This window comes from Tardiphaga sp. OK245 (assembly GCF_900108575.1).
GTDB lineage: Bacteria > Pseudomonadota > Alphaproteobacteria > Rhizobiales > Xanthobacteraceae > Tardiphaga > Tardiphaga robiniae.
In genome coordinates this window covers 175767-188386 of record NZ_FNWZ01000006.1, presented here as the reverse complement: position 1 = coordinate 188386, position 12620 = coordinate 175767, and the positions used below count along the sequence as shown (strand labels likewise).

At 62.0% G+C, this 12620-nt stretch carries 11 protein-coding genes and 1 pseudogene; 5 read left to right on the top strand and 7 right to left on the bottom strand.

Annotated elements, in window-relative coordinates; all coding sequences use genetic code 11:
* Positions 1–396: 396 nt before the first annotated feature.
* The 6 genes from BLW80_RS27350 to BLW80_RS27325 all read right to left on the bottom strand — a co-directional run bounded on the left by BLW80_RS27350 (position 397) and on the right by BLW80_RS27325 (position 4595).
* Positions 397–618 (bottom strand): hypothetical protein, encoded by a 222-nt coding sequence (locus BLW80_RS27350; protein ID WP_068732570.1) that lies wholly within the window; start codon positions 616–618, stop codon positions 397–399.
* A 35-nt stretch (positions 619–653) separates the two neighbouring features.
* The gene (locus tag BLW80_RS27345; protein WP_093761448.1) at positions 654–884 is read right to left on the bottom strand and encodes a hypothetical protein; all 231 of its coding nucleotides are present in this window, start codon (positions 882–884) and stop codon (positions 654–656) included.
* A 200-nt stretch (positions 885–1084) separates the two neighbouring features.
* On the bottom strand, positions 1085–1441 hold the full coding sequence (locus BLW80_RS27340) for a hypothetical protein (protein ID WP_093761446.1): 357 nt from the start codon (positions 1439–1441) through the stop codon (positions 1085–1087).
* 201 nt (positions 1442–1642) lie between these two features.
* Positions 1643–2155, bottom strand: coding sequence for a transcriptional regulator LdtR (ldtR, locus tag BLW80_RS27335; protein ID WP_068732529.1), 513 nt, complete (start codon positions 2153–2155; stop codon positions 1643–1645).
* 339 nt (positions 2156–2494) lie between these two features.
* Positions 2495–4060: an AMP-binding protein gene (locus BLW80_RS27330; protein ID WP_093761444.1), complete on the bottom strand. Its 1566-nt coding sequence runs from the start codon at positions 4058–4060 to the stop codon at positions 2495–2497.
* Between the two features lie 55 nt (positions 4061–4115).
* The gene (locus BLW80_RS27325; protein WP_089263845.1) at positions 4116–4595 is read right to left on the bottom strand and encodes a DUF6163 family protein; all 480 of its coding nucleotides are present in this window, start codon (positions 4593–4595) and stop codon (positions 4116–4118) included.
* 230 nt (positions 4596–4825) lie between these two features.
* Between BLW80_RS27325 and hemB the strand changes: the two genes are divergently transcribed.
* The 3 genes from hemB to BLW80_RS27310 all read left to right on the top strand — a co-directional run bounded on the left by hemB (position 4826) and on the right by BLW80_RS27310 (position 7488).
* Entirely contained in the window at positions 4826–5887 is a 1062-nt protein-coding gene (gene hemB, locus BLW80_RS27320; protein WP_093761442.1) for a porphobilinogen synthase, read from the top strand.
* Between the two features lie 143 nt (positions 5888–6030).
* On the top strand, positions 6031–6612 hold the full coding sequence (locus BLW80_RS27315; protein ID WP_093761440.1) for an RDD family protein: 582 nt from the start codon (positions 6031–6033) through the stop codon (positions 6610–6612).
* A 99-nt stretch (positions 6613–6711) separates the two neighbouring features.
* Positions 6712–7488: an arginyltransferase gene (locus BLW80_RS27310; protein WP_089263842.1), complete on the top strand. Its 777-nt coding sequence runs from the start codon at positions 6712–6714 to the stop codon at positions 7486–7488.
* Positions 7489–7547: 59 nt separating this feature from the next.
* Here BLW80_RS27310 and BLW80_RS27305 read toward each other — a convergent pair.
* Positions 7548–8007 (bottom strand): annotated as a pseudogene (locus tag BLW80_RS27305) (divalent metal cation transporter); the annotation flags it as partial.
* Between the two features lie 340 nt (positions 8008–8347).
* Here BLW80_RS27305 and BLW80_RS27300 point away from each other — a divergent pair.
* On the top strand, positions 8348–11674 hold the full coding sequence (locus BLW80_RS27300; RefSeq protein ID WP_093761438.1) for an adenylate/guanylate cyclase domain-containing protein: 3327 nt from the start codon (positions 8348–8350) through the stop codon (positions 11672–11674).
* A 19-nt stretch (positions 11675–11693) separates the two neighbouring features.
* Positions 11694–12374 (top strand): peroxiredoxin-like family protein, encoded by a 681-nt coding sequence (locus BLW80_RS27295; protein ID WP_089263840.1) that lies wholly within the window; start codon positions 11694–11696, stop codon positions 12372–12374.
* Positions 12375–12620: the final 246 nt, after the last annotated feature.

Here is a 12620-nt window from a genome sequence, read left to right as displayed (position 1 = left end):
AACGCGTTCGGCCAAGTGCTTTGCGGCTATCCTGTCCCTCCGCCCTGGGACATTAATTTTGGTGATGGGACCGTTCGCCATGGCAGATGTGCAAGCAACCGAAAAAACACCGCAGGCGGAACGTCGGGCACTCGCTCGGCGCCTCCGAAAGTCCTGATGCCCTCTAGATTGCGGAAGACCGCATTCGCATCAGGCCCACGGGTGCAACGGGCACCTGGCGTTCCGCACGCCCTCTCACAGGGGGCAGGGAATGCAAGAGACGACGGCGCCCCCGCGCCGCAAACAATGGGGGCGATGACGCATGTCTGAAGAACAGTGGCTGTTTGACAGTTGAATCTGATGAAGCCCTGGACAGGGCGCCAGCGCTTAAACGCAGCGCTATTGCGCCCTACTCCCTCAAAGGCCGGTAAACCCGGCCTTCACCGGATCGTTGCTGCCATCGAGCTCACGCAAATAGGTCAAGCCGAACACCGTCAGCCGGTGCGGATCCTTCTCGCCGCCGTCGAACAGCGACTGCACATAATCGGTAACCTTGGTGCGGGCTTCGTCCGATGCCGCCTGCGTGCGGCTCATCATCAGGTCATAGGTGTGCATGATGCGGTCGATGGCAATCTGCATGTCGTCATTTTCCCCGTTGGACATCAGAAAACCGGCTACGCGGCTTCAGCCCGTGCAGCCTGGAATTGCGCGATCGCTTTGTTCGCAAGGCGAAGCTTGTTGTCTTCGCCGCGATGAAACATCCGGACGATGATTTCGAGCAGCCGATCGTTGGTGAGATAAGTATCGGGGATCGCGCCGGACTTGCGCAGGTAGTTCGCGGCGATGGCATAGGCGTCGCCCACCGCCTCGACATTCATCACTTTCAGACCGCGTTCGACCAGCATGACTTGATCCCTTCTGACGAAGCGATAAGCCGCGAGAATGGAACTGGTTCCACGAGAGACGAAGGAAATTTCGCGAGCGGCAGAACAGAGCGCTCTCCTCCAAGGAAGCGCAGGACGGCAAGAGCCAAGGCGTCGCGCGAAGCGCGCCCGATGATAAACTCCGCAAAACCCATCAAGGCCTGGCACGAGCGATGCATCGCTCACGCATTTACGATTTCCTCTGGCTTATTTGACAGCCACGAACACACGGCGGCTGGAATTGCGCCGATCAGACCGAGTACCACGAGTTGCTTGCTGGAGCCGAGAAGCAAGGCCATCACCAACACCGATAGACCGTAGGCAAGAAGTGTCGTCGTCATGACCGCAGGCATGGATGTTCTGGCAATCAGCCAGTCGAGCAAAGCGACCAGGAGCCCCGGCACAATAAAGACGAGATACATGAACACCGGCCCTGTACCGCTATCCACCGCTGCGCCGGTCAGGATGTACGTCACTGCGTAGAACGCGACAGTCGCAACGGCAGGAAAGAGGAGCAGAAAGATCAACGAGCGCTTCATGAAATCATCTCCAATATCTCTGTGTCTGTCTTGGAGCTGTTTTCGTTCAGCAAGCGTGGGATGGGCGTAACGCCAAAGAAAAAGGCGCCCTGCGAGGGCGCCTTGATCAATTTCAGTGTCGCATGCGTCTTGCGCGCATTTCGATGTGCTTTCGGAGGGCAATCCGTCGGCAGTGGTTCGGCAACTTGGAGGTCGAAAGTCTCAGAGGCGATACAGGATCTGGTCGGTCCAGAAGCGCTCGAGGCGGTGCAGCGACTTGTTGAGGGTCGCGAATTCCTCGTTGGAGATGCCGCCGACCTGCTCGACCGTCTTGACGTGCTTCTGATACAGCGCGTCGACGATGTGGCGGATTTCCTGGCCCTGCGCCGTCAGACGAATGCGAACCGAGCGACGATCGACGCGTGAGCGCTGATGATCGAGGAAGCCGAGTTCGACGAGCTTCTTCAGGTTATAGGACACGTTGGAACCGAGATAGTAACCACGGGTGCGCAGCTCGCCGGCGGTCAATTCCTTGTCGCCGATATTGTAGAGCAGCAGTGCCTGAACCGAATTGATATCAGCGCGGCCGCGGCGATCGAATTCATCCTTGATGACATCGAGCAGGCGGCGATGCAGACGCTCCACCAACGTTAAGGCTTCCAGATAAAGCGGCTGAACCGGCGCCTGGCCCGGAACGAGATCGACGCTTTCCACCGTCGCAACGGTCTTCATCATGACACTACCCCTGTTGTCGTTTTTATCGACTTATTCGACGAAACTTGTGTCCCGTCTGATAGGGCCAACTTAAGGGGGAGCGTTTGAAGAACCGCTTAAATAAGACAATAAAGAGATCATGAATTTGAGACAGTGAATCTGAGATTAAGCCGGTGAAACAAGGGGTTTTCGCAAGGTTTGATTCACGCTGCAGAGCCCATGTTCCAGCTTTGTCCGCCCGATCTGTCGCATAGCGGAACAGCTTCCGTAAAATTCGAAACACTCACGTAAGGTTCGTAACCGGGGCGTTAGGGTGACCGAAGTCTTACCGCCAACGCCCCGAAAATTAATTCGACAATTTTACGCAACTCCGCGCGTTCGCCCGTCCCAATATGGCGCCCGCAATGCCTTGCGATCGATCTTGCCGAGGCCCGTCACGGGGATCTCACTGACGAAATCGATGGTCTTCGGCGACCACGGCGCGCCGCGTTTGTCTTTCACATGCGCCTGAAGTTCCTCCACGGAATTATTCGCGCCGGCTTTCAGCACCACAAAGGCCTTTACCGCCTCGCCCCACTTTGCATCGGGAATTCCGATGACCGCAGCGGACGCCACCGCATGATGCGCCATCAAGGCATCCTCGACTTCACGCGGATAGATGTTGAAGCCGCCGGAGATGATCATGTCCTTGGTGCGATCGACGATATAGAAGAAGCCGTCGCTGTCCTTCACGGCGACATCGCCGGTGTGCAGCCAACCACCGCGGAACGCCTCTTCGGTGGCCTCCGGCCGTTTCCAGTAGCCATCCATCACAAGCGAGCCGCGCACGCAGATCTCGCCGGGCTCCCCTGTCGCCACTTCGCGCATCTCGGCATCGAACAGTTTGACCTCGACCATCGGATTGGCGCGGCCGCAGGAACCGAGACGACCCGGCTTGCTGTCGTCGTGATCGATCTTGCGCATGGTGGTGATGATCTGCGGCGCTTCGGTCTGACCGTAGAGCTGCACGAACACATTCCCGAAGATGCCAACGCCCTCGCGCAATCGGTCCGGCGACATCGGCGCCGCGCCATAAACGATCATCTGCAATGACGACATGTCGTATTTGGCGCGCAGCTCCGGCGCGTCGATCAGTGCATAGATCAGCGTCGGCACCAGGAAGGTCGCGGTAATCTTTTCCTCATGCACCACGCGGCAATAGGTCTCCGCATCGAAGCCCTGCACCAGCCGCGCGAAGCCGCCGCGCAGCATCACCGGAAACAGCGTGATGCCGGCGGCGTGGCTGATCGGCGTCGCGGCGAGATAGCGGATATCGGCCGGCCAGTCCCAGTCCGCATAGATCGCGAGCGACATCGCCACCAGCACGCGATGCGGCAGCATCACGCCCTTGGAACGACCCGTGGTGCCGCCGGTATAAGCCAGCCAGCAGATATCGCCGGTGCTGCTCTCGTCCACCAGCGGCGCCGGCGTCGCATTGGGCAGTTCGGCCAGCAGATCGCGCGCGCCATCGAGCGCGCCGAAGGACAGCAGATGTTTCAGGCCCGGCACGCGGCTGCGCAGCGCGAGGCCGCGCGCGGCGAACTTGCCAGCCTCCACGATCAGCGCGGAAATCTCGGCGTCCTCGAGAATGAAGGCGTGGTCGTCTTCGGCGGCCATCGGATGCAGCGGCGTGTAGCGCAGGCCCATCACGGCGGCGGCTGATATCGCGGCCCAGCTCTCGGCGCGGTTGCCGGAAAGAATGGACAGCGCATCGCCCTTCCTGAGGCCGAGACTGCGAAACAGGCTGATGAAACGCGCGACCACGTCGCCGAAGTCGCGGTAGCTCCAGCGGACATGGCCGTCCGCGAGCGCGGGCTGGTCGCCATAGCGGGCGATGGCGCTGACAATGATGCTGCCGGCGGTGCCGCCGGAATAAAGCTGGTTCAAAATGGCCTCCCTGAATGCAGGGCCTTCTGCGAGGCCTCTGCTTGACGTCCTGAGCCTATGGCGGCCGCTCGCGCGCCGCCATCCATGCCAGCGCAAGGTAGCCTGCGAGAAACGCAGCCTGGACGCCCACGATCAGGAGATTGCCGCCATAGATGGTCGGAAACATCAGCTCGATGACCGCCATGGACACCACGGTCGTCAGCCAGACGACGGCGCCCCACGGCGTCGCGAGCCAGAGGCCGACGGCGCTGACCAGCTCGATGACGGCGAAATAGACCGTGGCGGTCTGCCAGCCCATGGTCTGGACCTCGAAGGCGTCATCCTCGGTGCCGACAAAGCCGGTGACCTGCGCCCAGTGATAAAGGCCCTGCATCATCGAGACGACGGCCATCACGCGCAGGAACAGGACCAGGCGCCGGGTCCAGATGTTCTCGTCAGATTCGATGCGTCCGGACGAGATCGCCGCAACCGACATGGCATGGTCCCGCGACGTGGGGTCTCTCGACCCGAGGTCGCGCGGCATCTGCTCAGACATGCGAATGCGATCTCACGGGTGGGAACTGGACGTTTGGGCGATGGTTTGAGCGATTCATGGGGGCTTTTTGTGAGCCTTTGGGCCTGCAAAATCAATGACCCAGCCCGTCACGTCACGCGCGCATGACGTGCATGATCGCGGTGACGCCGGGACATCAAGGTGCTAGACTTAGAACAGGTCGAATTTAAGGGGCTTTCGACCTCACGAAGGCCCGCGGGAGAGACGGTATTATGGCAATCAAGTTCGGGCGCCCCATCGAATTGCGCGATCACGCCCCCCGCCCGGCCGCTTATGACGCCCCCTCCCTCGGCCTGACCACCCGCCCCCGCCGTAACCGCAAGTCCGAATGGGCCCGCCGGCTGGTCCGCGAGAACGTGCTGACCACCGACGACCTGATCTGGCCGCTCTTCGTGATCGACGGCGACAACCAGCGCGCCGCGATTGCCTCGATGCCCGGCGTGGAGCGCCTTAGCGTCGATCAGGCGGTGCGCGATGCCGAGCGTGCCATGAAGCTGGACATCCCCTGCATCGCGCTGTTCCCTTATACCGACCCGTCCCTGCGCGACGAGATGGGCACCGAGGCCTGCAACGCCAACAATCTGGTTTGCCAGTCCGTGCGCGCCATCAAGAAGGAATTCCCGGATCTCGGCGTGCTCTGCGATGTGGCACTCGACCCGTTCACCAGCCATGGCCATGACGGGTTGATCCAGAACGGCAAGATCCTCAATGACGAGACCGTCGCCGTGCTGGTCCAGCAGGCGCTGGTCCAGGCCGAAGCCGGCTGCGATATCATTGCGCCATCGGACATGATGGACGGCCGTGTCGGTGCGATCCGCGAGGCGCTGGACGACGCCGGATTCCTCGACGTGCAGATCATGGCCTATGCCGCGAAATATGCCTCGGCCTTCTACGGCCCGTTCCGCGACGCCATTGGCTCGGCCAAGACGCTGACCGGCGACAAGCGTACCTATCAGATGGACAGCGCCAATTCCGATGAGGCGCTGCGCGAGGTCGAACTCGATCTGGCCGAAGGCGCAGACATGGTCATGGTCAAGCCGGGCATGCCCTATCTGGATATTGTGCGCCGCGTGAAGGACACGTTCGCGGTTCCGACCTTCGCCTATCAGGTGTCCGGCGAATACGCGATGATCATGGCCGCCGCGAACAACGGCTGGATCGATGGCGACCGCGCCATCATGGAAAGCCTGCTCGGCTTCAAGCGCGCAGGCGCCGATGGCGTGCTGACCTATTTCGCGCCGCATGCCGCGGAACGCATCAAGGCTGCGCGCTGAGCGCATCCGCGCTCAAGCCTCGCCTGATTTACATCCACGCCTGATTTACGTCATGGACAGTCTGTAACGATTCCGCACACTTGTTGCGCGGTCTGGTGATATCCATGTGATGGATCGTGAGGATGCAAACGGAGGGATGCGTCATGTCTGATACCGGCCCGAATGCTGGCGGCCCCAACAACGGAAGCTGGCAAGGCGACACCTGGCGCAGTGCCGGTACCCCGCCCCGCGCCCATGCCTTCGATCCCTATGCGCAGCCGGATTTGTTCCGCGGCGTGCTGATGCGCCGCGTCGTCGCCTTCCTGATCGATCTCGTGGTGCTGTCGATTCCGATCGTACTCGCCGTTATCTTCATCGCAGTATTTGGCGTCGTCACCCTCGGCCTTGGCTGGGCGCTGTTCTGGCTGATCTCGCCGGCGACGGTGATCTGGCCGGTCGTCTATTACGGCATGTCGCTGGGTGGCCCGCATTCGGCCACCGTCGGCATGCGAATGATGGATCTGCAGATGCGCACCTTCAGCGGCACGCCGGGCTACTTCGTGCTTGGCGCCGCACACGCAGTCTTGTTCTGGGCCTCGGTGTCGCTACTCACGCCGCTGGTGCTGGTGGTCGGCCTGCTCAACGGCCGCCGTCAGTTGCTGCACGACCTCGTGCTGGGAACCGTGGTGGTGAATAATTCCGTGGTCCGCGCCGCTTACGCCCAGCCGCCCGGCCGTGCCTACTAACAGCCGCGAAGGACGCCAACTTGGCTGGGCAAAGCGATTGACCGTTTGCCCGGCCGGCGCGATGCTACGCCAAACTGCTTCGGAGACCGACGGCAACCCGTGACCCAGCACTCCCGCGACACTCCGCAATTCTACCTCACGGCGCCGTCGCCCTGCCCCTACCTGCCGGGCCGGCACGAACGGAAAGTTTTCACCCATCTGGTCGGCGACAAGGCCGGCGATCTCAACGACCTGCTCACCCATGGCGGCTTCCGACGCAGCCAGTCGATCGCCTATCGCCCGGCCTGCGACCAGTGCCGCGCCTGTGTTTCCGTCCGGGTCATCGCCAATGAGTTCAAGCCGTCGCGCAACTTCCGCAAGATCCAGGCACGCAATGCCGACGTGATCGGCGAGCAGCGCAGCGCGGTGCCGACCTCCGAACAGTATTCGGTGTTCCGCGCCTATCTCGACCAGCGCCATCGCCATGGCGGCATGGCCGACATGACCGTGCTCGACTACGCCATGATGGTGGAAGACAGCCACGTCGAAACCCGCATCATCGAATATCGCCGCCGCGGCCCCGATACCGGCATCACCGGACGCGGCGAGGACCTGCTCGCGGTCGCGCTGACCGACGTGCTGAGCGATGGGCTGTCGATGGTGTACTCATTCTTCGAGCCCGGCGAGGAAAGCCGTTCGCTCGGCACCTTCATGATCCTCGACCACATCGCCCGCGCCAGGCGGCTCGGCCTGCCTTACGTCTATCTCGGTTACTGGATCGAAGGCTCCAAGAAGATGGACTACAAGGGCCGCTACCTGCCGCAGCAGCGGCTGGCGCCCTCGGGCTGGCTGCGCGTGGACGCGACTGGCGAGACGATGCCCGAACCGCAGGATTAGCTGGCCCGGCTGACGATCCGCCTTCGGCATCATCCGCCACCGTCCTGGATTTCAGGTCTTCAGCCGAAAAAAGTGTCGTAAAACAGCTTGCAGTTCAGGATCACGATGATGCCGGCGATGATCCATGCCGCTGTGGCGACCGACCGCGAGATTACGAAGTCACCCATCTTTCGCCGATCCGAGACAAACCGCACCAGCGGGATGGCCGCAAATGGCAACTGCATCGACAGGATGACCTGACTGAAGACGAAGCGCGGTGACGACCACGACCGGAACGATCGCGATGCCGCGGGTCACGAGCCGGCGCGCCCAGTTCGGCAGGCGCAGCCGGAGAAAGCCCTCCATCACGATCTGGCCGGCCAGCGTTGCCGTCACCGTCGAGTTGAGGCCGGATGCCAGCAATGCGATCGCGAAAAGCGTCGATGCGATGCCGAGGCCTAGCAACGGCGACAACAGCTCGTAAGCCTGACCGATCTCGGCCACATCGGCATGACCTGACGTATGGAAGGACGCCGCGGCATCGAAGGAGCGCCGTCTGCAATCGTCGAAACTGGTCGATCCGATCGTCACGCGCCACATTGCTGGCGATGTCGCGTCATGGAAGCCTGACGCTGGCATGCCGGACTGTCATGGAGCTCACGCGGGAGATCGCGAAATCCAGCGCGGCAGGACTACGCCGCGCGTAGTCGAGGCCCGATCAGCGGCATCGGTGATCCCGGTCGCGCATGCGCGCTGGCAGGGCGGCAGCCATGGCTTGCTCTTCCGGCGCCACAAGCCCATTGTTACCAAGGATCCAGGGCCTGTTCGACGAGGTCCAGGATTAGATCGTGCCATCGCGGCTTCCGCGAGGTCTTGATCCATGAACTGCTCGTGTTGCGGTTTCGAGGTTCAGAGCGGCTTTGCGTTCTGCCCAAAATGCGGCGCGAAGCAGCCAGACCCATGCCCCAGTTGCGGCTACGCGTGCGCACCGGATTTTGCGTATTGCCCGAAATGCGGCGCCCGCGTCGATCACGCCCGCAAGGCCGGCAACCAGCGGGAGCCGTCATCGCCAACAATTCCGGCGACGGTCACGACTGGCGCCCGTTCACCGGCGCTGATGCTTGTCGAGCCCGAGCGCGCACCCCGGCGGACGCTCCATAAGGTCGACAGCGAAGCTAACCGCCGCACCATCACGGTGCTGTTTGCCGACCTCAGCGGCTTCACCACGATGAGCGAACGGCTCGACCCGGAAGTCATGCAGGCGTTTCAGAACGAATTATTCGAGGAACTGACCGCAGCGGTGCAAAATTTCGGCGGCTTCGTAGACAAATTCATTGGCGATGCGCTACTCGCTCTGTTTGGTGCGCCGGCCGCGCACGAGGACGATCCTGAGCGGGCGCTCCGCGCGGCTCTCGACATGATCAAGCGCACGGCGTGCTTGAGCGAACGCTCGAAGATATCTGCCGGTTTGCCGCTCATGCTTCATGTCGGAATCAACACCGGGCACGTGGTTGCGGGTGGATTGGGCGCAGGCGTTGCCAAATCCTATTCCGTGACCGGCGACACGGTGAATACCGCTCAACGCTTGCAGTCGATGGCCCCCCCGGGCGACGTGCTGGTGGGACCGCTGACCTACCGCCTCACCCGGCATGCATTCTCGTATGAATCGCTCGGCGACGTTGCGCTGCGCGGCAAGGCAGGCAGCGTCCTGGTCCATCGTCTGAGGGGGCCGCTCGAGACACCGCGTGCGGCACGCGGACTCGAGATACTGGGCCTGAGCGCGCCTCTGATCGGGCGCGACGCGGAGATGGCCCGTATGATGGGGTGCCTTGATCTGGCGTGTGGCGGAGCTGCCCAGCTGATGCGGCTGGTTGGCGAAGCCGGCATCGGAAAATCGCGCCTGGTGGATGAATTCGTTACCCGCGCTCGCGATGAGGATCGCTTCGCAGGCGTGGCGATCCGGCGGGCCGCTTGCTCGCCGCTGGGCGAGCAATCCTACGGTACTCTTGCCGCAGTGCTGCGTAGCGCCTACGGCATCGCGCACAAGGCTTCGGCGGCAGAGGCGCAAGCCAAGCTAGCCGAAGCGTTGTCGGGGCTGGGCATGGCGACCGAAGAGGTCGAGCGGCTGATGCCCCTCTATTTTTATGTTCTTGGTCTCTGCGACCCCGACGACGCCCTGCAGCATGTTGAACCGGAACAGCTTCGACGGCAGATTTTTTTCGCGATCCGCACCGTCTTCGAACGGCGTCTGGCCCTATCGCCCCTCCTGATCATTGTCGAGGACCTGCACTGGGCCGACGCCGTATCGCTTGAGGCGCTGCGGTTCGTGATGGATCGGCTGGAGCGCGGGCGGCTGATGCTATTGTTCACACACCGGCCGACACTTGAAATGGATCAGCTCGACTCAAGTCGAATTAGCCATACAACACTGCGGCTGGCACCCCTTGGCATCGCCGACGGACAAAAGCTGCTCGTGGCGTTCTTCGGTGACGGTTGGAATGGATCATCCGGCAATCTGTTCAATCGAATTCTCGAACGCGCGAGCGGGAATCCGCTGTTCGTTGAAGAAATCATACGCGGTCTCATCGAAGCTGGCGTTTTGGAACGTGACGGCTCGCATTGGCAGATCAAGTCTGATGAAACGGCTGCTGACATCCCGGCGAGCATTCAGGCGTTGCTGCTCGCGCGAGTGGACCGACTGCCACACGGCGTGCGCAGGTTGGCCCAAGAGGCAGCGGTCATCGGGCCGCGCTTTGATGCGGCCCTTCTCGGTGCCACAGCGACCGACCCGGCGAAAGTAGAGGCAGGGCTTGAACTGCTGTGCGACGCCGAGATCATCGAGGAGATCGCGGGCGCAAATTCGATTTCGCTGCAATCCTATTGTTTCACGCAAACCATGCTTCAGGATGTGATCTACCAAAACCTCCTTCTGCAACGGCGCATTGAGATGCATGGGCGGATCGGTGCTGCCCTGGAGCGGCTGTGCGGAGATGATCCGGAGCGGCTCGAAGACCTCTCTCTACTGGGACATCATTTCTGCCTCAGCGCGAGCAAGCCGAAGGGTGCACATTACCTGAGCGCGGCTGGCGATCGCGCACGCGCGATCTATGCCAACGACGACGCCATCCGCCTCTATCAGCAGGCCCTCGCCGTCTTGTTGACCGCTGGCGATCAAGGACCGGAACGGCTTGTGCTATACGAACGAATTGCCGACCTGTGTGGAACGGCGGGCCGGCGTGACACGGCCGACGAACATTACCAGACGGTATTGGAGGCCCACCGCGCGGCCGGGGACCGCGCCGCCGGAGCGCGGATACTTCGCAAGCTTGGCCGTTTGATGTGGGACGCCGGCAAACGAAACGGGGCGGAGGCGCATTACGCCGAGGCGGCTGCGTTGCTCGAAGGAACGGACGCGCCGATCGAGTGGGCGCACCTGTTACAGGAGCGCGGCCACCTCGCGTTTCGCATCGGCGATCATGCTGCGGCCGCGAGATGGGCAGACGATGCGCTTGGCTACGCTCAATCCGTGCCGCCGGAGGTAGACAAGCAAGCCGGACTAGAAGCGGCTCGCGCCACCGCGGAGGCGCTCAATACCAAGGGGGTTGCATTGGCGCGGCTGGGCCGAAGCCAGGAGGCCGTTCGCGAGGTGGAGCGAAGCGTCGCAGTTGCCGAAGCCGCTGGCCTTCTCAGCGCAGCCTGCCGCGGCTACACCAATCTTGGCGTGCTCTACACGATGGTCGATCCGGCGCAAGCCATGGAAGTATGCCGGCGCGGTCTTGATGTCGCCCGCCGGATCGGCGATCTCGGTTTTCAGGCGCGTCTCCTTGTCAATCTCGCTGTCGCCTGTTGCACCTTCACGGACAGGTGTGCCGACGAAGGCGTGCCGGCGGCCGAAAAGGCGATCGAACTCGACCGCTCGCTTGATCAGCGCGAACATCTCGCTGTACCATTGATTGTGCTCGGGCAAATTCATCAATGCCATGGCCAGCCGGAACTCGCCGCCCGCTGCTACAATGAAGCAATTGAGGTGGCGCAGGAAACGGGCGAGCCCCAGCAGCTCTTTCCATGCTATGATGGTCTCGCGACGCTGAACCTCGATCGAGGCGACATGCCTGAGGCCGAGCGGTATTTTGCTCTGGCGCACGATGTCTGCGCCCGGCACGGGCTTGATCCCGAAGCGCTGGTCGTACTGCCATTTCTTGATTAGCAAGTAGAGGAGGTTGACCATGTCTGAGCATCATGTCGATGGGTTACTCCACCCGGGCGACCGCGCACCGAACATTGTGCTGGATGCGATCACACGTGACGGCAAGATCGCGCTTGATGACTTTCGCGGCCACAGCCCAGTACTGGTCGGCTTGTTTCGAGGTCTGCACTGCCCGTTCTGCCGGCGCCATCTCGCGGCCCAGGCGCAACTTGACCCGGCCCTGCGCGAGAAAGGCGTCGAGAGTCTCGTGGTGGTCAACACGCCTATCGACCGTGCGCGGCTCTATTTCCGGTATCATCCCTTGCCCAATCTGCTCGCCGCGTCCGACCCCGAGCGCGTCTCGCACCGCGCGTTTGGCTTGCCCAATCTCGAGTTCACGGAGAGCGAAACCGAATGGCCGCGCAAGCTGGGTATGAACGCCGTCATGAGCATGCGGATGGACATGCCGGGCGAACTGCCCGAGCCGATGAACCCGATGGCGGCGGCCGATCTTCTCAACACGAAGGACGGCTACGAAATAACCGAAGCCGACGAGCACATGCTGACAACCGGCCAGGGTCAGCTCTTTGGCCAATTCCTGCTTGACCGGGAGGGCATCGTACGTTGGAGCTTTACCGAAGTTCCTGAGGGGGGCAATCGCATGTTCGGGGCTCCCACTCCGCGAGAGCTGATGTCGGCGGCTTCCGAGGTTGCAGGCTAAGGCATTTCGCTCAACGTCGCCTTGGAGGCCGATTCACTCAGCCTGCAAACGCATATTGTCGCCGAAGGAAGCATCTACGCTTTGCTGGGACCCTATGCAGTCGCCGCCGCATCGAAGGATGTGCCGTCTGCAATCGTCGAAACTGGTCGATTCGGTCGTCACGCGCCACATTGCTCAGGCGATGTCGCGTCACAGAAGCCTGACGCTGGCATGCCGGACTATCATGGAGCTCACGCGGGAGATCGC

Excerpts from the sequence above, each read along its gene's own strand:
- BLW80_RS27350 (WP_068732570.1), bottom strand. The coding sequence starts at position 618 with ATGCAGATTGCCATCGACCGCATCATGCACACCTATGACCTGATGATG.
- BLW80_RS27345 (WP_093761448.1), bottom strand. The coding sequence starts at position 884 with ATGCTGGTCGAACGCGGTCTGAAAGTGATGAATGTCGAGGCGGTGGGC.
- BLW80_RS27340 (WP_093761446.1), bottom strand. The coding sequence starts at position 1,441 with ATGAAGCGCTCGTTGATCTTTCTGCTCCTCTTTCCTGCCGTTGCGACT.
- ldtR (WP_068732529.1), bottom strand. The coding sequence starts at position 2,155 with ATGATGAAGACCGTTGCGACGGTGGAAAGCGTCGATCTCGTTCCGGGC.
- BLW80_RS27325 (WP_089263845.1), bottom strand. The coding sequence starts at position 4,595 with ATGTCTGAGCAGATGCCGCGCGACCTCGGGTCGAGAGACCCCACGTCG.
- hemB (WP_093761442.1), top strand. The coding sequence starts at position 4,826 with ATGGCAATCAAGTTCGGGCGCCCCATCGAATTGCGCGATCACGCCCCC.
- BLW80_RS27315 (WP_093761440.1), top strand. The coding sequence starts at position 6,031 with ATGTCTGATACCGGCCCGAATGCTGGCGGCCCCAACAACGGAAGCTGG.
- BLW80_RS27300 (WP_093761438.1), top strand. The coding sequence starts at position 8,348 with ATGAACTGCTCGTGTTGCGGTTTCGAGGTTCAGAGCGGCTTTGCGTTC.
- BLW80_RS27295 (WP_089263840.1), top strand. The coding sequence starts at position 11,694 with ATGTCTGAGCATCATGTCGATGGGTTACTCCACCCGGGCGACCGCGCA.